Source organism: Streptomyces sp. NPDC093544, from assembly GCF_040683495.1.
Lineage (GTDB): Bacteria > Actinomycetota > Actinomycetes > Streptomycetales > Streptomycetaceae > Streptomyces.
The window spans coordinates 67630-91113 of record NZ_JBFBEA010000018.1 but is presented as its reverse complement, the minus strand read 5'-3'; the positions used below and the strand labels follow the sequence as shown (position 1 = coordinate 91113).

Annotated in this window: 24 protein-coding genes; 14 read left to right on the top strand and 10 right to left on the bottom strand. The window is 70.5% G+C overall.

Annotation, left to right across the window (positions count from 1 at the left end; all coding sequences use genetic code 11):
• Window positions 1-9 precede the first annotated feature (9 nt).
• The 8 genes from AB0N66_RS26785 (at window position 10) to AB0N66_RS26750 (ending at window position 7839) form a co-directional block, all read left to right on the top strand.
• Entirely contained in the window at window positions 10-564 is a 555-nt protein-coding gene (locus AB0N66_RS26785; RefSeq protein WP_365439630.1) for a MarR family transcriptional regulator, read from the top strand.
• A gap of 5 nt (window positions 565-569) precedes the next feature.
• Window positions 570-1202: a response regulator transcription factor gene (locus AB0N66_RS26780; protein ID WP_365439838.1), complete on the top strand. Its 633-nt coding sequence runs from the start codon at window positions 570-572 to the stop codon at window positions 1200-1202.
• A 247-nt stretch (window positions 1203-1449) separates the two neighbouring features.
• A complete protein-coding gene (locus AB0N66_RS26775; protein WP_365439628.1) occupies window positions 1450-3189 on the top strand; it encodes an MFS transporter in 1740 nt (579 codons plus the stop codon).
• Window positions 3190-3287: 98 nt separating this feature from the next.
• Window positions 3288-3962 (top strand): class I SAM-dependent methyltransferase, encoded by a 675-nt coding sequence (locus AB0N66_RS26770; protein WP_365439626.1) that lies wholly within the window; start codon window positions 3288-3290, stop codon window positions 3960-3962.
• Window positions 3963-4062: 100 nt separating this feature from the next.
• A complete protein-coding gene (locus tag AB0N66_RS26765) occupies window positions 4063-4701 on the top strand; it encodes a LysE family translocator (RefSeq protein WP_365439624.1) in 639 nt (212 codons plus the stop codon).
• A gap of 82 nt (window positions 4702-4783) precedes the next feature.
• Window positions 4784-5716, top strand: a complete 933-nt coding sequence (locus AB0N66_RS26760; protein ID WP_365439622.1) for an N-acetylmuramoyl-L-alanine amidase — start codon at window positions 4784-4786, stop codon at window positions 5714-5716.
• A 158-nt stretch (window positions 5717-5874) separates the two neighbouring features.
• On the top strand, window positions 5875-6717 hold the full coding sequence (locus AB0N66_RS26755) for a DUF5336 domain-containing protein (protein ID WP_365439620.1): 843 nt from the start codon (window positions 5875-5877) through the stop codon (window positions 6715-6717).
• Between the two features lie 111 nt (window positions 6718-6828).
• Window positions 6829-7839 (top strand): LLM class F420-dependent oxidoreductase, encoded by a 1011-nt coding sequence (locus AB0N66_RS26750; protein ID WP_365439618.1) that lies wholly within the window; start codon window positions 6829-6831, stop codon window positions 7837-7839.
• 68 nt (window positions 7840-7907) lie between these two features.
• Here AB0N66_RS26750 and AB0N66_RS26745 read toward each other — a convergent pair whose 3' ends face one another.
• Window positions 7908-8468, bottom strand: coding sequence for a hypothetical protein (locus AB0N66_RS26745; RefSeq protein ID WP_365439616.1), 561 nt, complete (start codon window positions 8466-8468; stop codon window positions 7908-7910).
• 141 nt (window positions 8469-8609) lie between these two features.
• On the opposite strand from AB0N66_RS26745, the gene AB0N66_RS26740 reads away from it, so the two are divergent.
• Window positions 8610-8903: a hypothetical protein gene (locus AB0N66_RS26740; protein ID WP_365439614.1), complete on the top strand. Its 294-nt coding sequence runs from the start codon at window positions 8610-8612 to the stop codon at window positions 8901-8903.
• A gap of 67 nt (window positions 8904-8970) precedes the next feature.
• On the opposite strand, the gene AB0N66_RS26735 is transcribed toward AB0N66_RS26740, so the two are convergent.
• Genes AB0N66_RS26735 through AB0N66_RS26725 form a run of 3 tightly spaced genes read right to left on the bottom strand, consistent with a single transcriptional unit; the run spans window position 8971 to window position 12274 of the window.
• Complete coding sequence (locus tag AB0N66_RS26735; RefSeq protein ID WP_365439612.1) at window positions 8971-10041, bottom strand: prenyltransferase/squalene oxidase repeat-containing protein; 1071 nt, start codon at window positions 10039-10041, stop codon at window positions 8971-8973.
• On the bottom strand, window positions 10038-10856 hold the full coding sequence (locus tag AB0N66_RS26730; protein WP_365439610.1) for a class I SAM-dependent methyltransferase: 819 nt from the start codon (window positions 10854-10856) through the stop codon (window positions 10038-10040). The genes AB0N66_RS26735 and AB0N66_RS26730 overlap by 4 nt, the downstream gene beginning before the upstream one ends.
• Entirely contained in the window at window positions 10850-12274 is a 1425-nt protein-coding gene (locus AB0N66_RS26725; protein WP_365439608.1) for a glycosyltransferase family 4 protein, read from the bottom strand. The genes AB0N66_RS26730 and AB0N66_RS26725 overlap by 7 nt, the downstream gene beginning before the upstream one ends.
• Window positions 12275-12524: 250 nt before the next feature.
• On the opposite strand from AB0N66_RS26725, the gene AB0N66_RS26720 reads away from it, so the two are divergent.
• Window positions 12525-13277 carry a TetR family transcriptional regulator gene (locus AB0N66_RS26720; protein WP_365439606.1) on the top strand — a complete coding sequence of 251 codons (753 nt, stop codon included), beginning with the start codon at window positions 12525-12527 and terminating at the stop codon, window positions 13275-13277.
• A 14-nt stretch (window positions 13278-13291) separates the two neighbouring features.
• On the opposite strand, the gene AB0N66_RS26715 is transcribed toward AB0N66_RS26720, so the two are convergent.
• The gene (locus AB0N66_RS26715; RefSeq protein ID WP_365439604.1) at window positions 13292-13525 is read right to left on the bottom strand and encodes a ferredoxin; all 234 of its coding nucleotides are present in this window, start codon (window positions 13523-13525) and stop codon (window positions 13292-13294) included.
• Between the two features lie 2 nt (window positions 13526-13527).
• The gene (locus AB0N66_RS26710; RefSeq protein WP_365439602.1) at window positions 13528-14985 is read right to left on the bottom strand and encodes an aldehyde dehydrogenase; all 1458 of its coding nucleotides are present in this window, start codon (window positions 14983-14985) and stop codon (window positions 13528-13530) included.
• A gap of 208 nt (window positions 14986-15193) precedes the next feature.
• Here AB0N66_RS26710 and AB0N66_RS26705 point away from each other — a divergent pair, with 208 nt between their 5' ends.
• Window positions 15194-16231: an MBL fold metallo-hydrolase gene (locus AB0N66_RS26705; protein WP_365439600.1), complete on the top strand. Its 1038-nt coding sequence runs from the start codon at window positions 15194-15196 to the stop codon at window positions 16229-16231.
• A gap of 197 nt (window positions 16232-16428) precedes the next feature.
• Here the strand turns inward: AB0N66_RS26705 and AB0N66_RS26700 are convergent, their stop codons facing one another.
• A complete protein-coding gene (locus AB0N66_RS26700) occupies window positions 16429-18702 on the bottom strand; it encodes an NB-ARC domain-containing protein (protein WP_365439598.1) in 2274 nt (757 codons plus the stop codon).
• 262 nt (window positions 18703-18964) lie between these two features.
• On the opposite strand from AB0N66_RS26700, the gene AB0N66_RS26695 reads away from it, so the two are divergent.
• Window positions 18965-20191, top strand: coding sequence for a PP2C family protein-serine/threonine phosphatase (locus AB0N66_RS26695; RefSeq protein ID WP_365439596.1), 1227 nt, complete (start codon window positions 18965-18967; stop codon window positions 20189-20191).
• A 12-nt stretch (window positions 20192-20203) separates the two neighbouring features.
• Here the strand turns inward: AB0N66_RS26695 and AB0N66_RS26690 are convergent, their stop codons facing one another.
• Window positions 20204-20875: a phosphotransferase gene (locus tag AB0N66_RS26690; RefSeq protein WP_365439594.1), complete on the bottom strand. Its 672-nt coding sequence runs from the start codon at window positions 20873-20875 to the stop codon at window positions 20204-20206.
• Window positions 20876-21336: 461 nt separating this feature from the next.
• On the opposite strand from AB0N66_RS26690, the gene AB0N66_RS26685 reads away from it, so the two are divergent.
• Window positions 21337-21750 (top strand): transglycosylase SLT domain-containing protein, encoded by a 414-nt coding sequence (locus tag AB0N66_RS26685; RefSeq protein ID WP_365439592.1) that lies wholly within the window; start codon window positions 21337-21339, stop codon window positions 21748-21750.
• 84 nt (window positions 21751-21834) lie between these two features.
• Here the strand turns inward: AB0N66_RS26685 and AB0N66_RS26680 are convergent, their stop codons facing one another.
• Both AB0N66_RS26680 and AB0N66_RS26675 read right to left on the bottom strand, forming a co-directional pair.
• Window positions 21835-22200: a hypothetical protein gene (locus tag AB0N66_RS26680; protein WP_365439590.1), complete on the bottom strand. Its 366-nt coding sequence runs from the start codon at window positions 22198-22200 to the stop codon at window positions 21835-21837.
• A complete protein-coding gene (locus AB0N66_RS26675) occupies window positions 22197-22679 on the bottom strand; it encodes a hypothetical protein (protein WP_365439588.1) in 483 nt (160 codons plus the stop codon). Before AB0N66_RS26675 ends, AB0N66_RS26680 begins: the two co-directional genes overlap by 4 nt.
• A 108-nt stretch (window positions 22680-22787) precedes the next feature.
• On the opposite strand from AB0N66_RS26675, the gene AB0N66_RS26670 reads away from it, so the two are divergent.
• Entirely contained in the window at window positions 22788-23474 is a 687-nt protein-coding gene (locus AB0N66_RS26670) for a YoaK family protein (protein ID WP_365439586.1), read from the top strand.
• Window positions 23475-23484 lie beyond the last annotated feature (10 nt).

The window sequence follows — 23484 nt, the reverse complement described above, 5'->3', positions numbered from 1 at the left end:
GCGGCCACGATGACCACAAGCTCCCCCAGTTCCCCCGGCCCCACCCCGAACGCGGCAGGCGACCCGGCAGGCAGCCAGGCAGGCGACCAGGTGGCAGGAGACCAGACAGCCGACGCGGCCGCCCCGGGGGCCGATGAACCGCAGAACACGGTCGACGCCCTGGTCCAGCTGTCGTTCCTGGTCCAAGGCGTCCTGACCCGTATCGCCGCCGACCACGACCTCTCCCTGATCCAGGTCCGCCTCCTCGGCATCCTGCGCGACCGCAGACCCGGCATGCTCGAACTCGCCCGTCACCTGGGCCTGGACAAGTCCTCCATGACCGGCCTGGTCACCCGCGCCGAGAAACGCGGCCTGGTCCAGCGGCTGCCCTCACCCGACGACGGCCGCGCCGTCCTGGTCAGCCTCACCCCGCTCGGCCATCAGCTCACCGAGACGTGCACCGCCGATGCGGAGCAGCAGATCACCGCCCTGACCGCGTCGCTGACCGCCGCCGAACACACCCAGATCCTCGCCCTGACGGCGAAGCTCCTGCGCAGGCCCCCGAGCCATACTCTGACCCCGTGAACGAGATGCCCCGGGACCACCGGCCCGCCAAGTCCATTCGCGTCCTGCTCGCCGAGGATCAGGGAATGATGCGGGGCGCGCTCGCTCTGCTGCTGGACTTGGAGGCGGACATCCAGGTGGTGGCGCAGGTGTCGGCGGGGGACGCGATCGTCGACGCGGCGTTGACGTATCGGCCCGATGTGGCTCTGCTGGACATCGAGTTGCCGGGGATGAGCGGGCTGGCCGCGGCGGCCGAACTGCGCGACCAGGTGCCCGACTGCCGGGTGCTGATCCTCACGACCTTCGGGCGCCCCGGGTATCTGCGGCGGGCCATGGAGGCGGGGGCAGCGGGGTTCCTCGTCAAGGACGGGCCGGTGGAGGAACTCGCCGAGGCCATTCGCCGGGTGCTGACCGGTGAGAAGGTCATCGATCCGGCGCTCGCGGCGGTCGCACTGAGCGCCGGGCCCAATCCGCTCACCGCCCGCGAGTGCGACGTACTGAACGCCTCCGTGGACGGCGCCACCGTCGCCGACATCGCGGCCAAGCTCCACCTCTCCGAGTCGACCGTCCGCAACTACCTCTCCTCCGCCATCGGCAAGACGAGCACCCGCAACCGCATGGAGGCGATGCGGGAGGCGCGGCAGCAGGGGTGGCTGTAACCCCGGCCACCCCGACCTCGGGCAGGATCCGCGCAAGCTGTCCTGAAGCAGGAACCAACAGCGACCAGCAATGCATCGAATATGCGTTTCATTCTGACGCCAGGTCAGATCCTCATGTGTAGGTCAAGAATTCGTTAGTGCGCCGAAGTATCGGAATAGTTGCCCGGGCGCACCGGGTTCACCCTGCACGTATCCCGCACGGATCGCCGACCCCCTGCTTTCTCTTTCGGCCTGGAGGCCTCACGTAATGACGCACACGACGACCGAACAGCCCACCCGGAGGCCGAGCGGCGCGATCGTGCCGGTGCTGGCCTTCGCGGGCATCGTTGTCGCGGTGATGCAGACCCTGCTGGTGCCGGTCATCAAGGACCTGCCGGAGCTGCTCGGCACCACGCCGAGCAACGCCACCTGGGTGCTGACCTCGACCCTGCTCGCGGGAGCTGTGGCCACGCCGATCATGGGCCGGCTCGGTGACCTGTACGGCAAGCGGCGCATGCTGCTCCTCAGCCTGTCCGTGATGGTCGTGGGCTCGCTGATCGCGGGCTTCACCAGCCAGCTCCTTGTGATGATCGTCGGCCGTTCCCTTCAGGGCTTCGCCATGGGCGCCATCCCGCTGGGCATCGGCCTGATGCGCGACATGCTGCCCCGCGAGAAGCTCGGCAAGGCGATGGCCCTGATGAGCTCCTCGATCGGCGTCGGCGGCGGACTCGCGCTGCCGGTCGCGGCCCTGGTCGCGCAGCACGCCGACTGGCACGCCCTCTTCTTCCTGGCCGCAGCGCTGGGCGTCGTCTCGATCGTCCTCACCCTCGTCGCCGTACCGGAGTCCCCGATGCGCGCGAAGGGCACCTTCGACGTCCTCGGCGCGATAGGACTCTCCGCGGGCCTCATCCTTTTCCTGCTGCCGATCACCAAGGGCAGCGACTGGGGCTGGACCTCGGTCACCACGCTCGGTCTGTTCGCCGCGGCTGCCGTCGTCCTCCTCCTGTGGGGCGTGATGGAGCTGCGTCTGAAGGCCCCGCTGGTCGACCTGCGCACCACCGCCCGTCGCGCGGTGCTGTTCACCAACCTCGCCTCGATCATGGTCGGCGTCGCCTTCTACGCCGTCTCGCTCGTCCTGCCGCAGCTGCTCCAGCTGCCGAAGTCCACCGGCTACGGCCTCGGCCAGTCGATGGTCGTCGCGGGTCTGTGCGTGGCGCCGCTCGGCCTGACGATGATGTTCACGGCGCCGGTGTACGCCAAGATCTCCGCCAAGTACGGTCCCAAGGTCACCCTGATCATCGGCATGGTGATCATCGCGATCGGCTACGGCGCGGGCCTCGGCCTGATGAGCGCGGCCTGGCAGACCATCATCATCGCGGTGGTCCTGGGCGCCGGTATCGGCCTCGCGTACTCCTCGCTTCCCGCGCTGATCGTCGGCGCCGTCCCCGCCTCGGAGACCGGCGCGGCCAACGGCCTCAACACCCTGATGCGTTCGATCGGTACGTCGGTGTCGAGCGCCGTCATCGGCATGGTCCTGGCCAACACGGCCAACAACGTCGGAGGCGTCGCCGTCCCCACCATGCACGGCTTCCGGGTCTCCTTCATGATCGCCACAGGCGCTGTGGTCATCGGCCTGCTGATGGCCCTCTTCCTCCCCCGCGGGCGACCGGCGACCGCGCCGCAACTGATCGCCACCAGCGAGGAGGACGCCGCGCTCGAGCGGGCGCAGGAACTTCTCGGCGGCTTCCGCGGCCGGGTCGTCGACGCCGGCGGCGACCCCGTCGCCCGCGCCAAGGTCACCCTCATCGACCGGCGCGGCCGCCAGGCGGGCGCCACGCTCTCCGCGGAGGACGGCAGCTACACACTCGCCGTACCCGCCGAGGGCCCGTACGTCCTGGCCGCCAAGGCCACCGGCCACGGCCCGCTCGCCTCCTCGGCGACACACGCCGGGGACGACCGTACGGTCGACGTGGACCTGGCACTGCCGGGCGAAGCCGTCCGGGCCTGACCTGTCGTACACCGTCGTACACACCCCCGTCGCCCCAGGCGCCGGGGGTGTGGTGCACCATGGGGCGCCCACAGACACGTACAAACTGGAGGTCCCGCATGTCCGCGGCACCCGAGCCGGAGATCAAGCCGGCGATCAAGCCGGAGATTGTCGCCGCCTTCGAGGCCGCCAAGGGGTTCATGCCCACGGGCGAGGGGCTCGCGCTGTACGAGGCCGCCGTCGAGGCCGGTCGGCTGGGGCTGCCGCTGCTCGAGGTCGGCACGTACTGCGGACGCTCCACCGTTCTGCTCGCCGACGCGGCGCGCGGGGCCGGGGTCACGGCGATCACGGTCGACCACCACCGGGGCAGCGAGGAGCAGCAGCCGGGGTGGGAGTACCACGACCCGACGACGGTCGACCCGGAACTCGGCCTCATGGACACGCTCCCGACCTTCCGCCGCACCCTCCACAAGGCGGGTCTGGAGGACCACGTGGTCGCGGTCGTCGGCCGCTCGCCGCAGATCGCCGCGTTCTGGAAGTCCCCCCTCGGCCTCGTCTTCATCGACGGCGGTCACACCGACGAACACGCCTTGGGCGACTACGAGGGCTGGGCGCCGCACGTCGCCGACGGCGGGCTGCTGCTGATCCACGACGTCTTCCCGGACCCGGCCGACGAGTTCACCGGACAGGCTCCCTACCGCGTCTACCTCCGGGCCCTGAAGTCCGGCGCGTTCACGGAGGTCTCGGCGACGGACTCGTTGCGGGTGCTGCGGCGTACGGGGACAGGGATCTGAGTCAGGGATCTGAGTCAGGGATCTGAGGCGGGCTCCCTCAGCGCTCACCGGTCGGAAAAGGGCTGGAGGAGGGTGCGGCCTCCGTGCTCCCATGGGCCGCATGGTGCCTGCCGACCGACTGCTGGCCTTCGCGGCCATGTCGTTCCTGCTGATCGTGATACCCGGCCCCAGTGTGCTGTTCGTGATCGGGCGTGCGCTGGCGCAGGGGCGCCGTGCCGCGCTGACGACGGTCGCGGGGAACACTCTCGGGGCGTACCTGCTCGTCGTGGCGGTGGCTCTCGGCGTCGGTGCCGTGGTGGAGCGCTCAGTCCTCGTCTTCACGACGCTGAAGCTGGTGGGCGCCGCCTACCTGGTGTACCTCGGTGTGAAGGCGGTACGCCAACGCCGTTCGCTGCACGCCGCGTTCACCGCTGACGGCCCCGCGTACGGCGGACTGCGGACGCTGTGGGAGGGGTTCGCGGTCGGTGTGGCCAACCCCAAGACCATCGTGTTCTTCGCCGCCGTACTGCCTCAGTTCGTCGACCGGAGCCAGGGGCACGTCACCGCTCAGATGCTGCTGCTCGGTCTGGTCTTCAATCTCATCGCGGTGGTTTCCGACAGTGTGTGGGGGCTGGTCGCGGCGACCATGCGCAGCTGGTTCGCCGGTTCGCCGCGGCGGCTCGCCATGGTCGGGGGAATCGGCGGGCTCACGATGATCGGTCTCGGCGTGACGGTCGCGGCAACGGGCCGCAAGGAGTAGTTCCGCCAAGCGGATCACGAGGGGCCCGCCGTCCCGGGCACCCCGCGGATCATGTGGAGCGGCGCCCCGTAGGGTGGCACCCGTGTCGTACGTGGGCCCCGACTTCGATCCTCCCCGGCCGCGCCGTCCCTGGCGCCGGCCGCTGACCGTGGCAGTCGCCGCGCTGGTGCCGGGTGCGCTGGCCGGATGGCTGGTGTGGCAGGCGGTGGGTGACGACTCCGGGGGCGGGGGCGCGTCGCAGCAGGCGCGGGGGTCTGCCCCCTCCGCCGCCGGATCCCCGGAGGCGTCGAGCACCGACGACGCCAAGGAAGCGAGCCCCGCGTCGTCCGCGCCCGCCGCCACCCCCCTCAAGGGCAAGGTCGTCGTCATCGACCCGGGGCACAACCCCGGCAACTTCCAGCACACGGCCGAGATCAACCGCAAGGTGGACATCGGCACGAACTCGAAGGAATGCGATACGACGGGAACGGCGACCAACGCGGGTTACGCGGAGGCGCAGTTCACGCTCGACGTTTCGCGACGGCTGCGTACGATCCTGCAACAGCAGGGCGCCACGGTGAAGTTCACCCAGGACGGTGACCGTTCCTGGGGCCCGTGCATCGACGAGCGGGCCGAGATCGGCAACGAGGCGCATGCCGACGCTGCCGTCTCGATCCACGCGGACGGCTCGGCCGTCGGCAACCGCGGTTTCCACGTGATCCTTCCCGGGCCCGTCCACGACGGCGCCGCCGACACCCGCCCGATCGTCGCCCCGTCCCGCGAACTCGGCGAGCGCATCGCGGGCGACTTCGCCCGCGAGACGGGCACCGCGCCCTCCAATTACATCGGCGAAGGCACCGGCCTCGACGTCCGGACGGATCTCGGCGGTCTCAATCTGTCAACGGTTCCCAAGGTGTTCATCGAGTGCGGCAACATGCGCGACAGCAAGGACGCGGCACTGCTGACCAGCGGCGCCTGGCGTCAGCAGGCGGCACGTGGGATCTCTGAGGGAATCGTGAGTTTCCTGCGCGGGTGACGATCAGTGCGCTCAACCCGGCGGACACCCTGGTGGGGCGGGCGATAGTGTCGTCCCTACGATGAGGGGCCACCCCCGCGCTTCACACCACGGCCTCACGGCGGCATGGTGGCAGCGACGCCTCCACCGATGACGAGACGACTGACGAAGGACCTGAAGTGAATATCCGCTCCCTCACTCGAGGCGACGGCGTGGTGATCGGAGCAGCGGTATTGCTCCTCATCGCCTCGTTCTTCGCCATCTACTCCATCGACGGGGCCCCCGACGACTACGAGATCCCGAATGCGTGGCAGAGCGGGCCGTTGTTGATGGGCGTCGTCCTTGCGGGCATCATCGGCGCCGCGCTGATCGTGGTCTCCCACGGTCTTCCGCAGCCTCCCAAGGTCGTCGGCCTGGACCTCGGCCCGTTCGGCGTCGCGTTCACGGTCTTCGCCGCCTGGACCGCGCTGGGGAACCTCTTCGACCCGCTCGGCGGCACGGACAACGTCGGTCCTGCCACGGACAGCGGCGTCAGCGCCGGCATCGGCCTGATCCTTATTTTCATCGCCACCCTGATCCTCGCCGGCGGCGCCATCGCGACCCCCCTCGTCCCGGCCCTGAAGGGCGCTCTGCTCCCCGCCCCGAAGCCCGCCGCCCCGCAGCCCTACGGCGGTCAGCCCCAGGGTGGATACGGCTACCCGGGCGCGGGTGCCCCGCAGCCCGGCCAGCCCTACGGCGCCCAGCCGCAGACGGGCCAGCCGTTCGGCGCTCAGCCCAGCCAGCCGCAGCAGGCGCCGACTCCGCAGGTGCAGCAGCCGGCCGGGGACTTCTCCCCGTTCTGGTTCGCGGTGCCGGTGCCGCGTCCGCTGTACGCGGAGGACGGTTCGCCGACGCCGATCGCCGAACTGGCGCCGGGCACCTGGTACCTGGCCGTCGAGCAGCGCGGCCCGAGCCTGGTGGCGCAGACGCAGGACGGCCGTCGTGGTGTTCTGCAGGACACGTCGGGGATCCAGCGCGGCTGACGCGCACTACGGTCCAGCACGGCCCCTCGCCCTTCCCGGCGGGGGGCCGTTGTCGTACGCTCACCCGGCCGACATCTGACACACCGTCAGAACAGGGCGTCTGGAGGAGACATGCGGCTCGGTCTCGCACTCGGCTACTGGGGCCGCGGCCCCTCCGCCGACCACATACCGCTCGCACAGGAAGCGGAACGCCTCGGCTACCACTCCGTATGGACCGCCGAGTCCTGGGGGTCCGACGCCTTCACCCCGTTGACCTGGATCGCCGCGCAGACGTCCCGCATCCGGCTCGGCACGGCCGTCGCGCAGATGGCGGCCCGCTCCCCCACCACCACCGCGATGCACGCGCTCACCCTCGACCATCTCTCGGGCGGGCGCATGATGCTCGGCCTCGGGCTTTCGGGACCGCAGGTCGTCGAGGGCTGGTACGGGCGCCCGTTCCCGAAGTCGCCGCTGACCGCGACCCGGGAGTACGTCGACGTCGTACGCCAAGTCCTCAGGCGCGAGGCCCCCGTTGAGCTGGACGGGCGTTTCCACTCCCACCCGTACCGGGGCGCCGACGGCACCGGGCTCGGCAAGGCGCTCAAGTCCATCACGCATCCCCTGCGGGCCGAACTGCCCGTCCTGCTCGGCGCCGAGGGCCCGAAGAACATCGCACAGACGACCCGCATCGCGGACGGCTGGCTGCCGCTGTACTGGTCGCCGACACGCCCGCAGGCGTACGAGGCCTCGCTGACCGAACTGCCCGAGGGCTTCCTCATCGCCCCCATGGCCCGCGTCCACGTCTGCGACGACCTCGCCGAAGGGCTGCTGCCCGTCAAGGCCATGCTCGGCTTCTACATCGGCGGGATGGGGCACGCGGCCCGCAACTTCCACGCCGATCTGATGGCACGGATGGGCTTCGAGGAGGAGGCCCGGCGCGTCCAGGAGCTGTTTCTCGCGGGGCGGCGCGAGGAGGCCGTACTCGCCGTGCCCGACGCCTTCGCCGACGAGATCTCACTCGTCGGCCCGCGTGAACGCATCGCCGAGCGCCTGGAGTTGTGGCGAAAGGGTCCGGTGACCGACCTGCTCGTCCTCTCCCCCGACCCGCACACACTCCGCGTACTTGCCGAGCTCAACTCCTAGTCGCGACTCAACGCCCGGTCGCCGCCCGACTCCCAGCCGCGGCTCAACTCCCAGTCGCCGCCCGGCTCCTAGCCGCCGCTCAGCTGCGACGCGGACGGAACCTTGTCCGTGACCTCGGCGCCCGCGCCCTTCCCTGCGTCCTTCACATTGTTGATGATGTCGTCGAAGGAGCCGACGACCGAGTCCGTCGAGTCGCCCTTGCGGAGCTTGGACGGCAGGTCCTTGAGCGCGTCGATGCCCACGGAGAGCGGGGCGACGGCCTTCGCGAGCGTCGGGTCGCCCTGGGCGTTCTTGGTCGCGGCCTTGAGGCGGTTGTACGTGAACGCGCCCGCCAGGCCCGCCTTGATCAGGGCGAGCCTGCGTCCGTCGGCGCCCTTCTTGAACTTGCCGGCCTTCCAGGGCTTCACGATCCACTGGTAGGTGGCGCCGGCCGCGAGCCCCGCGTTCGCCACGAAACGGGTCTTGGCGAACTTCTGCTTCTCGGCCGAGCCGGTCGGTGTCGGAGTGGCGGCCGCGACCACGGCGGCGGTGTCCTCGGTACTGGTGCCACTCCCACACGCGGTGGCACCCGCGAGCAGGGCGCAGCAGAGGGTGAGCGCCACGATCAGGCGCCGTATCGGTACGGGCACGGGATCCTCCGGAAAGGGAACGGCTCTCCCCGGTCCCGGGAGAACACGGCTCTACCAGCAGCGTCACCCGGCCCCCGCGGTTGCGCCACTTGGGGGAAACCGTTCGGGTTTCATACACCGTTCTCGGGCAACACGGGTGTCATGTCCTCTCGAAATCGCAACGGTTCCAACCAAGCGGGGAGGGTCATCGCGGTCGTCGCAGACGTGATGGCGCTCATACTCGGGGTCTGGATCCTGATGTACCTACTGGACGCGAACCGCGCCAACGACCTGGTGCAGTTCGTCCACAACGTGGCAGCGTGGCTGGCGGGCTGGTCCCGCGACCTGTTCACGTTCGACGAGGAGTGGGCGCGCGTCGTCGCGGGCTACGGCCTCGCAGCCGTCGTGTACCTCTTCATAGGCCATGCCATCGCCAACCGTATGCACCGGTACTGAGAACGAAGAGTGAGAAGAGCAGAAGTACCAGGACCCTCGCGACCTCGGCCCCGACCGCCCTGCCGACTCACCGGCAGCAGTCGGGGTCCAGGCCTGCCGGGAGTCGTTCGCCGCTGAAGACGGCGCAGGTGGGCTCGTCACCGCCCAGTGCGGCGACGGCCAGCAGGAGCGAACCGGCTGTCCAACTGGTGAGTTCCTCGGGCCAGATGGCCTGGTCCTCGTAGACGTAGCCGGTCCAGTACAGGCCGGTCTTCGGGTCGCGCAGGTGCTGGATGGACTGGAGGATCTCCAGGGCACGGTCCGATTCGCCCACCGCCCAGAGCGCCAGGGCGAGTTCGGCCGATTCGCCGCCGGTCACCCACGGGTTGGGGACCACGCAGCGGACGCCGGCCCCGGGGACCACGAACCGGTCCCAGCCCTCCTCGATACGGGACTTGGCCTCGGCGCCGGTCAACGCACCACCGAGCACCGGGTAGTACCAGTCCATCGAGTAGCGGTCCTTGTCGAGGAACCGCTCGGGGTGCCGGCTGATCGCGTGGCGCAGCGCGCCCACCGCCAACTCCCAGTCAGGCTGCGGCTCTTCACGCTGCTCGGCGACGGCGAGCGCGCAGCGCAACGCGTGGTGGATCGACGAACTCCCGGTCAGCAGCGCGTCGTTGACGGCACGTCCGTCGTCCTCGCGCTTCCAGCCGATCTGCCCGCCGGGCTGCTGGAGCCGGAGTACGAACTCCATCGCCGCGTAGACGGTCGGCCACATCTGGTCCAGGAACGTGTCGTCGCCCGTCGCAAGGTAGTGGTGCCAGACGCCCACCGCGATGTACGCGCAGAAGTTGGTCTCCAGGCCGCGGTCGGTGACGTCCGCGAAGTCCCCGTCGGCGTAGGCCGCGTACCAGGACCCGTCCTGGTTCTGATGTCGCGCGAGCCACTCGTAGGCGCGCTCCGCCGCCTCGTGCTCGCCTGCCGCGTCCAGTGCCATGGCGGCCTCGGTGTGGTCCCACGGGTCCAGGTGATGCCCGCGGAACCACGGGATGGCACCGTCCGGGCGCTGCACCGCGAGGATCCCGCGCACCGTGGCGGCAGCCTCCTCGGCGGTGAGGACCCCGGGCAGGACGAGGTGTTCTGTCCGGGGAGTCGTCACCGGCCGGCCACCTCGACGGACTCGACGACCTCGGCGGACTCGACGGATTCCGCGGACTCGACGACCTCGGCCGACTCGACGGATTCCGCGGACTCGACCGGCAGGTGCGGCTTGGTCGCGTACGCCACGAAGCTCTTGCCGATCAGCGGGTTCAGCGCGTTCTCCGCGACCCGGGTGGCGAGCGGTTTCTTCATGATGTCCCAGACCAGGAGCTTGTGGTACGCCCGCACGGGCAGCGCCTTGTCGTTGTCGACGCCGAACGCGCACTTCAGCCACCAGTAGGGGCTGTGGAGGGCGTGCGCGTGATGGCTGCCGTACGGCCTGAGCCCGGCTTCCCTGATCTTGCTCAGCAGCTCGTCCGCCTTGTAGATGCGGATGTGGCCGCCCTCGACCTCGTGGTACGCGTCGGACAGTGTCCAGCAGACCTTCTCGGGCCCGTAGCGCGGGACGGTGATCGCGATGCGGCCGCCCGGCCTGAGCACCCGGACCATCTCGGCGAGTACGCCCTTGTCGTCCGGGATGTGCTCCATGACCTCGGAGATGATCACGACGTCGAAGGACTCATCGGGGAAGGGAAGCGCCAGGGCGTCGCCCTCCATGGCCGTCGCGGTGGCCCCGGCGGGCGCCTCGCCCGCCTCCTTCATCGCCGCGAACCACTTGGCGACCTCGCGGATCTCCTCGCCGTTCTGGTCCAGCGCGACCACCTGGGCACCGCGCCGGTAACACTCGAACGCGTGCCGGCCGGCACCGCACCCGAGGTCCAGTACGCGGTCACCCGGGGCGAGCGGGAACCGGGAGAAGTCGACGGTCAGCACGTGGCCCTGCTTTCGCGGTCGGGGGTGGTGGGTGCGGGGGGTGCCGCCCCGGCGGCTGTCACGCGGGTACCCGTCGCCGGGGCGGCTGTCGCGAGAGCGCCCGGCGCGGAACCGCCCGCGGAGCGGGTCATTGCCTCGCGGTAGTGGCTCACCGTGCCCTCGGCGGCGCGGGCCCAGGTGAAGCGGTCCAGTACGCGTGTGCGTCCGGCGGAGCCGAGGCGGGCGCGGAGTTCGGGGTCGGCGAGGACCCGGCTCAGGGCGGTGGCCAGCGCCCCCGAGTCACCGGGGGGTACGGCGAGGCAGGTCTCCCCGTCGGGCCCTGCGACCTCCGGGATCGCACCGCCGGTCGTGGCCACGAGCGGCGTCCCCGTCGCCATCGCCTCGGCGGCGGGCAGCGAGAACCCCTCGTACAGGGAGGGCACGCAGGCGACCTCCGCCGACCGTACGAGGTCGACGAGTTCGGCGTCGGAGATCCCCTTGACGAACTCGACGGCGCCTTCGAGGCCGTACCGCTCGATGGCCTGGGCGACGGGCCCGTCCTCGGCGCGCCTGCCGACGACCACGAGGTGCGCGCCGGGGTGCTCGGTGCGCACCTTCCCGAGCGCCTCGACGAGGAAGACGAGCCCCTTGAGCGGTACGTCCGCACTGGAGGTGGTGACGATCCGGCCCGGCACCTGAGGCACCGCGGGATCCGGCGAGAAAAGGTCGGTGTCCGCGCCGATGTGGACGACGTGGATACGGTCGTCGCGTACGCCGAGGTGCTCGACGATCTCCTGGCGTGACGTACCGGAGACGGTGAGCACGGACGGCAGTCGGCGCGCGACACGCTTCTGCATGCGGGTGAAGGCGTACCAGCGGCGTACGGACATGCGCCGCTTCCAGCCCTCGGCGGCGTCCAGCTCCAACTGCCGGTCGACGGTGATGGGGTGGTGGATGGTGGTGACCAGCGGGGCACCGACATCCCCCAACAGCCCGTACCCCAGCGTCTGGTTGTCGTGGATGACGTCGAACTCACCGCGCCGGGCCAGGAGATGGTGCCGGGCGCGCAGCGAGAAGGTCAGCGGCTCGGGAAAGCCGCCGGTCCACATCGTGCCGACCTCCAGCGCGTCGACCCAGTCCCGGTACTCGCCGCGCTTCGGGGTGCGAAAGGGGTCCGGCTGGCGGTACAGGTCGAGGCTGGGCAACTCGGTGAGGCTCAGGGCGGGAAGGCCTTCGTCCAGCACCGGATACGGCTGGGAGCCGATGACCTCGACATGGTGTCCGAGTCGGGCGAGCTCGCGCGAGAGGTGTCGTACGTACACACCCTGGCCGCCGCAGAACGGGTTCCCCTTATAGGTGAGAAGCGCGATGCGCAACGGTCGTTCGCCGTCGGCGGCCGCGCCCTCGCCGGGGCCCGCCTCCATGGCCTCAGCGGTCACTCTCGGCCCCCTTCTCCCTGCACATTCCCGCGAGATTACGCCGGGACGCTAATCTAGAACAAGTTTCAGACTTGATCGTTCAAGGAGCTTTGAATCTACCGGCAGGTAGCCCCGCTGTGAGCGGTGGATCAGGTGATTCACGCCACGACCGCGTGGCCTGGTCGCCCGGTCCACGCGACGCTCGTGAACCCTGCCGTGCCGACTCGCCACTCCTCTCGCTGATGTCACGGAATGTCACGGAACGGGAACCATGCCTGCGGAAGCCAAGGCGGACACGAACAGCGCGCGAACAGACGCACGACCGGACTCGCGAGCAGAGTCGCGTCCGGACTCGCGAACCGACTCGCGGCCCGAGTCGCACCCCGCCGCGCGGCAGCCCCCTCGCCCCCTCTCGTACTCCACCGCGCTCCCCGCTTCTCCCCCGCTCACCGAGCGGCAGGAGGCGCGCCGCCGCCGGATCCTGCACGCGAGCGCGCAGCTGGCCAGCCGGGGCGGTTTCGACGCGGTGCAGATGCGCGAGGTCGCGGAGTCCTCGCAGGTCGCCCTGGGCACGCTCTACCGCTACTTCCCGTCGAAGGTCCATCTGCTGGTCGCCACGATGCAGGACCAGTTGGAGCACATGCACGGCACGCTGCGGAAGAAGCCGCCGTCCGGGGACACGGCGGCCGAGCGCGTCGCGGAGACCCTGATGCGGGCCTTCCGCGCCCTGCAGCGCGAACCGCACCTCGCCGACGCCATGGTCCGCGCGCTCACCTTCGCGGACCGCAGCGTCAGCCCCGAGGTCGACCAGGTCTCCCGTATGACCACGGTGATCATCCTCGACGCGATGGGCCTCGACGACCCGACCCCCGCCCAGCTCTCCGCGGTCCGCGTCATCGAACACACCTGGCACTCGGCCCTCATCACCTGGCTCTCCGGCCGCGCCTCCATCGCCCAGGTGAAGATCGACATCGAGACGGTCTGCCGGCTGATCGACCTGACGGACCCGGACGACCGGCACTGATTCATCTGACGCGGCTACTCCTCGGGCGGGAACACCGGCTCCCCGCTCCCCAGCAGTGTGATCATGATCGCCTCCACCGGGCAGCCCTCCGCCGCCTCCAGGATCTTCTCGTTGGCGTCGGGCTCCGGGTCGGCCGGGTGGGACTGCCTGCCGGTGTCGAGGCGGAACGCGTCCGGGGCGAGGTGCACGCACTGGGCGGAGCCGATGCAGACGGACCGGTCGACCTCGACCTGCCAGCGGTCACCCATCCCTACGCCTCCCAGCCGGCCGGCAGGTGGATCATCTTGTGCTCCAGGAACTCGCCGTAGCCCTCGGGGCCGAACTCCCGCCCCAGGCCTGAGTTCTTGTAGCCGCCGAAGGGGCCGAGCATGTCGAGGCTGAAGGTGTTCACGGAGTACGTGCCGGTACGAACCTGGCGTGCGATGTCGATGCCGTGCGCGACGTCCGCCGTCCACACGCTGCCGCTGAGCCCGTAGTCGGAGTCGTTCGCGATCTTCACGGCCTCGGCCTCGTCGCCGTACGGGAGAAGGCAGATCACCGGTCCGAAGATCTCCTCGCGGGCGATCCGCATGGAGTTGTCGACGTCGCCGAAGAGGGTCGGCTCGACGTACCAGCCGCGGTCGAGGCCGGGCGGACGTCCGCCGCCGGTGAGGATTTTGGCGCCTTCCTCCTGGCCGATACGGATGTAGTCGAGGTTGCGCTGCTGCTGCCGTTTGGCGACCAGCGGGCCGACCTGGGTCGCCGGGTCCAGCGGATCGCCGACGACCAGCGCGCTCGCCGCCGTCGCGAACGCGTCCGCGAACTCGTCGTAGCGCGAGCGCGGCACGAGGATGCGGGTCTGGGCGACGCACGCCTGGCCGTTGTTCATCCAGGCCGCCGAGACGATGCCGGGGACGGACGTCGCGATGTCCGCGTCCGGCAGGACCACCGCCGCCGACTTGCCGCCCAACTCCAGTGTCACGCGGGTGAGATTGCGCGAGGCGACCTCCATCACCCGCCTGCCCGCCTCGACGGATCCCGTGAAGGACACCTTGTCGATCCCGGGGTGCCCGACCAGGTACTCGCTCACCTCGCGGTCCGCCGGGAGGATCGACAGCACGCCCTCCGGCAGCCCGGCATCCCTCGCGATCTCCCCCAACAGGTAGGCGTCCAGGGGCGATTCGGGCGACGGCTTCAGTACGACGGTGCAGCCGGTCAGCAGCGCGGGCGCGAGCTTGGCGGCGGCCACGAACTGCGGCACGTTCCACGGCACCACGGCCGCCACCACACCCACCGGCTCACGCCGGACGAGGATCCTCCCGAGGACTCCGTCGCGCGTCTCCTCGTACGTGAAGCCGCGGGCGACCGTGATCGCCGCGTCCCACACCATCATCGCGCCGAGGGCCTGCGCGAGAATGCTCCAGGAGTACGGGGAGCCGTTCTCCGAGGAGATGACACGGGCGATCTCCTCGTGCCGTACGGCGATCCCGTCCTTGATCCGCGTCACCACCTCGATCCGCTCGTCGAGGCTCATCCGCGGCCAGGGCCCCTCGTCGAACGCCTGCCGCGCGACGGCGACGGCCCGGTCGACATCCGCCGTCGAAGCGTGCGGCACCCGCCCGATGACCTCCTCCGTGTGCGGCGAGATCACCTCGATGACGTCCTTGCCCAGGGGGTCCGTCAACTCCCCTCCTATGAACAGCTGTCCGTGTTCCACGAGTTCGGTCATGGCCGACTGCCTCCCCGGAGACGTTCTCTGACGTTCTCTGACGATGCATCAGATGACTAGAACTGATACCAGTTCCAGTCAGTGGAGTCCACGGGTCGGACTCTTCGGGCTCTTCGGGCAGACAGTCTGCTCGGGCTCCCATCGGAACTGGTTCTAGTTATAGTTGGCCGGTACCCGGCACCCGGGACGCGGCGATTGGTGGAAGCCCATGACGCAGGTGACGGACCAGGTGACCGATCACGGCGGGGGCGTACGGTCGATCAAGGTCCCCATCCCGGACAACCCCCTTGGCCACACGCTGGTGTACGTCGTCGACACCGACCGCGGCGCCGTCCTGATCGACACCGGCTGGGACGACCCCACCTCCTGGGACACCCTCGCCGAGGGGCTCACCGCCTGCGGCACCTCCGTCGCCGAGGTGCACGGCGTGGTCATCACCCACCATCACCCCGACCACCACGGCCTGTCGGGCAAGGTGCGGGAGGCGTCCGGGGCGTGGCTCGCGATGCACGCGGCGGACGCCTCGGTCGTACGGCGGACACGCGAGAACCGGCCCGAGCAGTGGTACTCGTACATGACGGCGAAGCTGACGGCCGCCGGCGCGCCCGAGGAGCACCTGGCACCCCTGCGCAGGGCCCGCCCCGGCGCCCTGCCCGGCTACTCCCCCGCACTCCCCGACCGCGAGATCGTCCCCGGCGAACTCCTCGAACTGCCCGGCCGCCACCTCCGCGCGATCTGGACCCCCGGCCACACCCCCGGCCACGTCTGCCTCCACCTGGAGGAGACCCACCCCGCCCAACTCCCGGGCAACGGGCGCCTGTTCTCCGGCGATCACCTCCTCCCGGGGATCACTCCGCACATCGGCCTGTACGAGGATCCGGACGACGCCACCGTCACCGACCCCCTCGGCGACTACCTGGACTCCCTGGAGCGCGTCGGGCGCCTCGCCCCCGCGGAGGTCCTGCCGGCCCACCAGCACGCGTTCGCCGACGCCCCTGCCCGCGTACGGGAGTTGCTCGACCACCACGAGGACCGCCTCACCGGCCTCCTCACGCTCCTCTCGGCTCCGCTCACGCCCTGGCAGCTCGCCGAACGCATGGAATGGAACCGGCCCTGGGACCAGATCCCCTACGGGTCCCGGACCATCGCCGTCTCCGAGGCGGAGGCCCATGTACGACGGCTGGTGAAACTTGGGCGGGCGGAGGCCGTGACGGGGAGTGATCCGGTGACGTACGTGGCCGTATAACCACCCGCGAGTCTGCGGTCGCCGTGGCCCGTATGGCCACCGCGACTCCGCGGTCACCGTGGCCGTATGGCCGCCGCGACGCCGCCGTCGCCATGGCCGCATAACCGCCGCGACGCCGCCGTCGCCATGGCCGCATAACCGCCGCGACGCCGCCGTCGCCATGGCCGCATAACCGCCGCGACGCCGCCGTCGGCCCGTCAGCGGCCGTGGACCGCGTAGTCGAGGCCCTCCTCGTACCGCAGGGTGCGCCCCTCCTCGTACGCCTTCTTGTACGCCGTTGCGCCGATCTCCTCGCGGACGCGGAGTTCGTGCGAGCGGCGGGTGGCGATGAGGTCGGGTGAGTCCATCTGGGCGCGGCCGGTGAGTTCCCAGACGTGGGCGGCGATGCCGAGGAGGCGGGCGGCGCGGGGGCCGTCGCCGGCCGCGACGACGGCGGCGGCCAGCACGTCGAGGGCCATGGCCGCGCCGACGGTGTTGTGCATCAGACCGTGCCCGGCCAGGGCGGTGCGGGCGTTGCCGACCGCCGCGCGGACGTCGCCGCGGGCCAGATCCGCCTGGGCCACGATGCCGTCGGCGAAGGCGCCCACCCACGATTCGCCGCACGCCACGCTGGCCTCGTGCACCTCCTCGGCCACCGCACGCGCCCGGCCGTGGTCGCCACGCAGCAGGTACGAGAGGGAAAGCGCCACGCGGACCTGGAGCTGGGCGGCGCCGTACCCGTCCTCCCGGACTGGCAGTCGGGGGGTGGCGGACAGTATGTCGATCGCCTCGGAAAGCCGTCCTGTCAGGGCGAGTTGGCCGCCGGTGAGGTAGGCCGCGGCCACCATCGCCACCGGGTCGCCCGCCGCCTTCGCCGCGTCCGCGCAGCGCACCGCCCAGTCGGCCCCGACCAGCAGGTCGCCCTGGAGCAGTGCGACCGCGCCGCGTGCCCACAGTGCGCGGGTGCGGTCGGGTCCGGGGGCCGGGTCGGTGGCGAGCGCCAGGTCCAGGCAGTGCTGGGCGTCGCGCAGATAGCCGCAGTGCCGCCAGAGGAAGCCGACGTCGGCCGCCATTTCGAGGGCGACGCTGCTGTCGGGTTCGGTGAGCGCGCAGTCCACGGCGGCGCGCAGGTTGGCGTGTTCGGTGAGGACGCGCTCGCACCAGGCGACCTGGCGTCCGGTGTTCCACTCGGCGCAGCCCTCGCGGGCCAGGCGCCGGTAGTAGTCACGGTGGCGCAGGCGTACGGCGCGTTCCTCGCCGAGTGCGCGCAGCCAGTCGGCGCCGAACTCCCGCACGGTGTCCAGGAATTGGAAGCGGGCCGGGTCGGTGCGGTGGCGTCGCACGATGGACTGCTCGACGAGCCGGGCGAGCAGCCCGGCGATCCGCCGGGCGGGCAGCGGGCCGCCCGCACATACCTCCTCGGCGGCGCCCACGCAGAAGCCGTCGGCGAACACCGAGAGGCGGGCCCACAGCAGCCGTTCCAGCGGTTCGCACAGCTCATGGCTCCAGCCGATGGCCGTACGGAGGGTGTGGTGACGGGGTGGTCCTTCCCAGGGCGGTCCTTCCTGGGACGGTCCTTGGCGGGACGGTCCTTCGCGGTCCTGGGCGCCATCGTGCCGCGCGCCACCGTGCCGCGGGTCACCACGCTGCGCGTCACCGCGCCCTGGGTCTTCGTCCCGCGGGCCCAGCACGTCGAGGCGGGACGTCAGATGTTCGCCGAGGCGGCCGTCCAGTTCGGCAAGGGAGAGTTCCGAGAGACGGACGGCCGCGAGCTCGATGGCGAGCGGGATGCCGTCGAGGCGGCGACAGACGGCTTCCACCACCGGCCGGTTGGTGTCGTCGAGCGTGAATCCGGTGGCGGCCGCGCGTTCGGCGAACAGGGCCACCGCGTCGTCGGCGACCGGCAGCGGATCCACGTACAGGACGCGTTCACCCGGCAGGCCGAGCTGCTCCCGGCTGGTGACGAGGACGCGCAGCCCCGGCAGGACGGGCAGCAGGGTCTCGGCGAGCGCCACGCAGTCCGCGAGGACGTGTTCGCAGGAGTCGAGGATCAGCAACAGCCGCTTGTCCTTGGCCCATTCGGCCACCACCTCGGTGACCGGGCCCGTCGACTGGTCGGCGAGCCGCAGCGCCTCCGCGACGGCCAGGCCCACCAGGCCCGCGGTGTGCAGCGCGGAGAGCTCCACCAGCCAGACGCCGTCGGGGTACGCGTCCCGGACCCGGGCCGCGGCCCGCGACGCGAGCCGCGTCTTGCCGACCCCGCCGACTCCGACGAGGCTCACCAGTCGGCCGACACCGATCCCGGGGTCCAACTCCCCGTCCAGCCAGGCGAGTTCTTCGGTCCGCCCGACGAAACTCCGTGTCTCCGGGAGCAGATTGCCGGGATGGGTGGGAATGCCGGGATGGGCAGGAACGCCGGGACTACCGGGTTGGGCGGGCCGGCCTCCGCTCTCACTCATCTCGGGCTCGTCCCGCGCTGGGCTGGTGCTCATGCCGTCTCGTCTCGTCGGACACACCGATGTTCGTCTCGTCGGACACACTGACGTTCGCCTCGTCGGACATCGACCAGTCTGACCTGATCACACCCACCCGTTGCCGATGTCCGACAACTCGGACAGAAAGACGACAGGGCTCCATCAATTCCGGGCACCTTTCGACTAGATGCGATCAACTCCCCGTTGGCGAGGATGAAGAGGCCGATATTCGATGATTGTCGGGTGCGTGAGTGACGGACGAGAGGGAGCTGGGGAGCGGATGGCCGCCACAGGCGGAGGCGGCGGGGACTGGGACGGGGGCGAGGAGAGGCCGACACGGTGGCTGCCGGCCCAGCCCACCGAAAGGCCCGCACAGCTGTTGGCGCCCCCGCCGGGCGTCGGGAAACACGTGCGGCGACCGCTGCCGGTGCCGCTCGGGGCGGAGTGGCGGGCCCGCCGGCTGCTGCTTGCCCCGCTGGTCGCCTGTCTGCTGATCGCCCTGCCGGATCTGCTCGTCTCGCAAGTACCGCCGCTCATAACGCTGTTGCTGATCGGACCACTGCTGGCGTGTGTCACGTCCGGGGTGCGGCACACCGTGGTGGTCTGCTGCTGGTCGGCGGCGCTGGGCCTGGCGATGGGCATCGGCGACAGCGCGGTGCCGGGTTTCGAGTTCGGCGTGCGGTGGTGCGGGCTGCTGCTCGGCTGCGCCCTCACCGTGTACGCGGCCCGGCAGCGCGAGCGCCTCACCAAGACACTCGCCCAGGCCCGCGAGGTGGCCCGGATCACCCAGGAGGCGATTCTGCGCCCCATCTCCCGCACCCTGGACGGCACTCAGGTGTGCACCCGATACCACAGCGCCGCCCGCGAGTCGTCCGTCGGCGGCGATCTGTACGACGTCGCGGTGACCCCGTACGGACTGCGTGTCCTCATCGGTGACGTACGCGGCCACGGCCTCGACGCCGTCCGGCTGACCGCCGACACGATCGCGGCCTTCCGTGAACTCGCCTACACCGCGCCCACCTTGACCGTCCTGGCCGGCGCCCTCGACACGCGGCTGGCCCCGGAGCTGGGCCCCGAGGACTTCGTCACCGCCGTGTTCGCCGAGTTCGCACCCGGTGAGGTGCGGCTCGTCAACTGCGGCCATCCGCCGCCCCTGCGCTCCGGCCACCGGGTCGAGTTCCTCGAACCTGTGGTCCCCACAACGCCGTTGGGGCTGAGCCCGGAACCGCGCCAGTACCGCGTACGACTCCAGCCCGGCGACCGTCTCCTCCTCTACACCGACGGCCTGACCGAGGCCCGCGATCCGGAGGGCACCCCCTTCGCCCTCCTGGGCGAAGCCGCCCTGGCCCTGCGCGAGCCCCTCCCCGACGAGGCCCTGAACACCCTCTACACCCGCCTGACCACCCACACCGGCGCCGCCCCCACCGACGACCTCGCCCTCGTCCTGTTGCAGCCCACGGCAGCCACCGTCCCGGTACGCGCGCCCTTGAAGTTCAAGGACGGGTAGATCGGTAGATCCTCAAGAGGGCGGCAGCAGCGTACGGACCAACTCCTCCGCCTCGCCCAGGACCTGGACCTCGGTCTCACTCATCGTCGGATTGACCGCCCGTCGCTGCCTCGCCTCCGTGAGGCCGGTGTCGGTCACGCCCGGTGTGCCGTCACCGAGCATCGCGGCCAGCGTCTCGCGGGCCACCTGAGCGTAGGGGTCACCGCCTACGGCGACCTGGGCGAGGATCACGGCGGACATACCCCAGTCGAGTCCGGGCGGGCCCTCCTCGGCGTTGGCCCAGTCGATGACCTTGGGGCCCTCGGGGGTGAGCATCACGTTGTCGGGGTGCAGGTCCAGGTGCAGGATCCGGACGGCGGGGTCGACGGAGAGCCGGGCGGGAACGGCGTGCAGGGCGCGCAGCAGCCGGGCGAGGGTGACGCCGGCCTCCTCGGGGTCGAGCTGCCCCGCGGCGAACGCCTCCAGCATGGTCGGCCCGGACAGCCGCTCCATCACCAGGTCGGTGCGGGTCGCCAGCCGCACACCCGGCGCCGGAAAGCCGTGACCTCGTACGTGTGCCATCACCGCGGCCTCTGCGGTGGCGTCGCCCCATCCCACGCGGTCCCGCCGCAGTACCCACGCCTCGTCTATCTCGTAGACGTCCGCCGAACGCCCCGAGCCGAGCAGTCTCCCCGTTGACCTCATGGGCCGAACCTACCCGGGCCTCACCGGGCGCAAGGCCCTGCGCCGGGTCGCTTTCGAGACCCCGGTCACGTCCGAATCCGGCCGGTCTGCGACGCCCGTCACACCGTCCGGCAGCACGCCGTGCACACGCGCACGCCGTCCGTCACCCCGGGAGTGAGGCGGCCCACAGGACCTTGGTCACATACGAGGCGCGGTAGTAGTCGAAAGTCATGACATGTACGCGGCGCTAACCCCTCTGACCTGGGGTTTGAGAGCCAGATCACACAAGGCACTTTCTACTCGCATGCGACCACCACTAGTAAAAGGGGTCATTGCGGACGGACCTCCAGCCTGTTTCTCTGGAGCAGTCGCCAGGCGCCGACGAGCCCACCCGGGCCTCGGCGCCGCCGCATTCCCACCACGCACCGCGTGGCTCCGGCATGCGTACGACGACTCCTTGTCCCCGAAGAAAAAGGTTCTCCGTGTCCGTCTCCGCCATCCGTCGCATCGCTTCCCCGAAGAAGGCCCTCACCGTCGTCGCCCTGGCCGCCGCCACGACCGGCATGGTGCTGACCGCCGCTCCGGCCCAGGCTGCGACCACCTCGGCCTCCTCCGCCAAGACGATCGCGCACAAGATGATCCCGGACGCCTCGCAGTACAGCGCGTTCAGCAAGATCGTCGACCACGAGAGCGGCTGGGACATCGACGCCACCAACTCCTCCTCCGGCGCCTACGGCCTGGTCCAGGCCCTGCCCGGCTCGAAGATGGCCTCCGCAGGCTCCGACTGGAAGACCAACCCCGAGACCCAGATCGAGTGGGGCCTCAACTACATGAACGACCGCTACGGCAGCCCCGTCGGCGCCTGGAACTTCTGGCAGGCCAACGGCTGGTACTAAGCCACCCCACACACGAAAGGCGGCGGCCCCCGATCCCCGGGGGGCCGCCGCCTTCACACACCCACGAAAGGCCCCGCGAGGGCCTCACCCGCTCAGAAGACTGAACCGCGCCCATTCCAGGCCCGGCACACCGAAACGAGCACTGCCCTGGTCGGCGATCGCCACGAGTTCCCATCCCGGAGTGTCCGGCTGCCCGATGCTCGAAACGCCCCAAGGCTCGCCCAGCGACCAGGCCGCCCGCAGGACCTCGAAGACCATGTCCGCGGTCGATCCCGGCGGAACAGCGACAGAGAAGCGGACGTCCCGCAGCCTCGGATCCTTCCAGTACCGCTCGGCGGTCGCGTCGCCGAGTTCCAGCGGGCACGCTTGGCGGATCAGGGAAACGACCCTGCTCAACGCCCTGTCGTTCCCGACCCGCAGAAACACTTGCAGGTCCACGGAAACACTCATGCGTCTCCAGCACGGCACAGTGCCCGCAGCCGAGCCATACGGTCAGGATCGAGCCGCACGTCGAACTTGATCCAGTGGCCCGGATCCGAGAATCCAAAGACCGCGCCCGAGTCGCCGACTCCCCTCGCCGCGTGCCCTTCCCCCAGGCGGATCCGCACCCCGTCCGCGTACAGGCGAACCCCGCCGGCGGAACGGTCCTGGGGCTGGGAGGACTCGTCGAATACCACCAGCGGAACACCCGGATCCAAGACCCCTGGAGCATCCAGCGGCGCCTCGCGGCTCTCCGGCCGAGCGATGTCGATCAGTACGAGTTCCACCACTTCACTGGTGTCCCGGTCCGTCTTGACCTCGACCAAGGACGCCCCGGCGTCCAGCACGACGGATCGCGGAGCTTCCCGAAGGGATGCGTAACCCGCCCACTGGACGGTCATGGGGATGTCTTCGTCGACCTCGACGAAGTGTTCCCTCTTCGGGGTCACGCCCAGAATTCTGAACAACACCGGATCCCACCCAAGACCGTGTTTCACGAGGTGCCGATCCTCGCACCAGTACATGCCCAACGGCCACGCCCATGGTCAACTGGACCCGTGAGCGCTCAGCCACCGACCCGCGATCCCGAAGCCCGTGGCCTGCCCCTGGTTGTCGTGCTGCTCGTGCTGACGGTGGTCAGTGGGCTGATCGATGCGGTGAGCTATCTGGGGCTGCATCACGTCTTCACGGCGAACATGACCGGCAACGTGGTCGTGCTCGGCTTCGCCGCTGCCGGAGCGCCGGGGTTCTCGGTGTCGCATACGGCGACGTCGCTGGGCTGCTTCCTGGTGGGTGCGATGGCCGGAGGGCGCGTCGCGACGTGGCTCGGCGGCGGTTCGCGGCGGACCTGGGCCCGGGTGATCCTCGCCGCGGAGGCGGTGCTGGTGGGCGCGGCGTCGGCGGCGGCCTTCGCGGCCCCGGGCGCGACCGGTACGACGTACGCGGTCATCGCCCTCACCGCCCTCGCGATGGGTCTGCGCAACGCGACCGTACGCAAGCTCGGCGTACCCGACCTGACGACCACCGTCATGACGATGACCCTGACCGGCCTCGTCTCGGACTCCCACCTGACCGGCGGCAAGGGCACCCGGGCCCCGCGCCGAGCCGCTTCGGTGCTCGCGCTGCTCGCGGGAGCGCTGCTCGGCGCGTGGCTGGTGCTCCACCACGGTCTGGGGATTCCGCTCCTGATCGCCGCTGTGGCGGTGGCGCTGCTCGCCGCGACCGCGTCGGGCCGGGAGCGGTGACCGACCGACA

Coding starts and splice junctions, on each gene's coding strand:
- AB0N66_RS26785 (WP_365439630.1), top strand. CDS start 10: ATGACCACAAGCTCCCCCAGTTCCCCCGGCCCCACCCCGAACGCGGCA.
- AB0N66_RS26780 (WP_365439838.1), top strand. CDS start 570: ATGCCCCGGGACCACCGGCCCGCCAAGTCCATTCGCGTCCTGCTCGCC.
- AB0N66_RS26775 (WP_365439628.1), top strand. CDS start 1,450: ATGACGCACACGACGACCGAACAGCCCACCCGGAGGCCGAGCGGCGCG.
- AB0N66_RS26770 (WP_365439626.1), top strand. CDS start 3,288: ATGTCCGCGGCACCCGAGCCGGAGATCAAGCCGGCGATCAAGCCGGAG.
- AB0N66_RS26765 (WP_365439624.1), top strand. CDS start 4,063: ATGGTGCCTGCCGACCGACTGCTGGCCTTCGCGGCCATGTCGTTCCTG.
- AB0N66_RS26750 (WP_365439618.1), top strand. CDS start 6,829: ATGCGGCTCGGTCTCGCACTCGGCTACTGGGGCCGCGGCCCCTCCGCC.
- AB0N66_RS26740 (WP_365439614.1), top strand. CDS start 8,610: ATGTCCTCTCGAAATCGCAACGGTTCCAACCAAGCGGGGAGGGTCATC.
- AB0N66_RS26720 (WP_365439606.1), top strand. CDS start 12,525: ATGCCTGCGGAAGCCAAGGCGGACACGAACAGCGCGCGAACAGACGCA.
- AB0N66_RS26715 (WP_365439604.1), bottom strand. CDS start 13,525: ATGGGTGACCGCTGGCAGGTCGAGGTCGACCGGTCCGTCTGCATCGGC.
- AB0N66_RS26710 (WP_365439602.1), bottom strand. CDS start 14,985: ATGACCGAACTCGTGGAACACGGACAGCTGTTCATAGGAGGGGAGTTG.
- AB0N66_RS26705 (WP_365439600.1), top strand. CDS start 15,194: ATGACGCAGGTGACGGACCAGGTGACCGATCACGGCGGGGGCGTACGG.
- AB0N66_RS26700 (WP_365439598.1), bottom strand. CDS start 18,702: ATGAGCACCAGCCCAGCGCGGGACGAGCCCGAGATGAGTGAGAGCGGA.
- AB0N66_RS26695 (WP_365439596.1), top strand. CDS start 18,965: ATGGCCGCCACAGGCGGAGGCGGCGGGGACTGGGACGGGGGCGAGGAG.
- AB0N66_RS26690 (WP_365439594.1), bottom strand. CDS start 20,875: ATGAGGTCAACGGGGAGACTGCTCGGCTCGGGGCGTTCGGCGGACGTC.
- AB0N66_RS26680 (WP_365439590.1), bottom strand. CDS start 22,200: ATGAGTGTTTCCGTGGACCTGCAAGTGTTTCTGCGGGTCGGGAACGAC.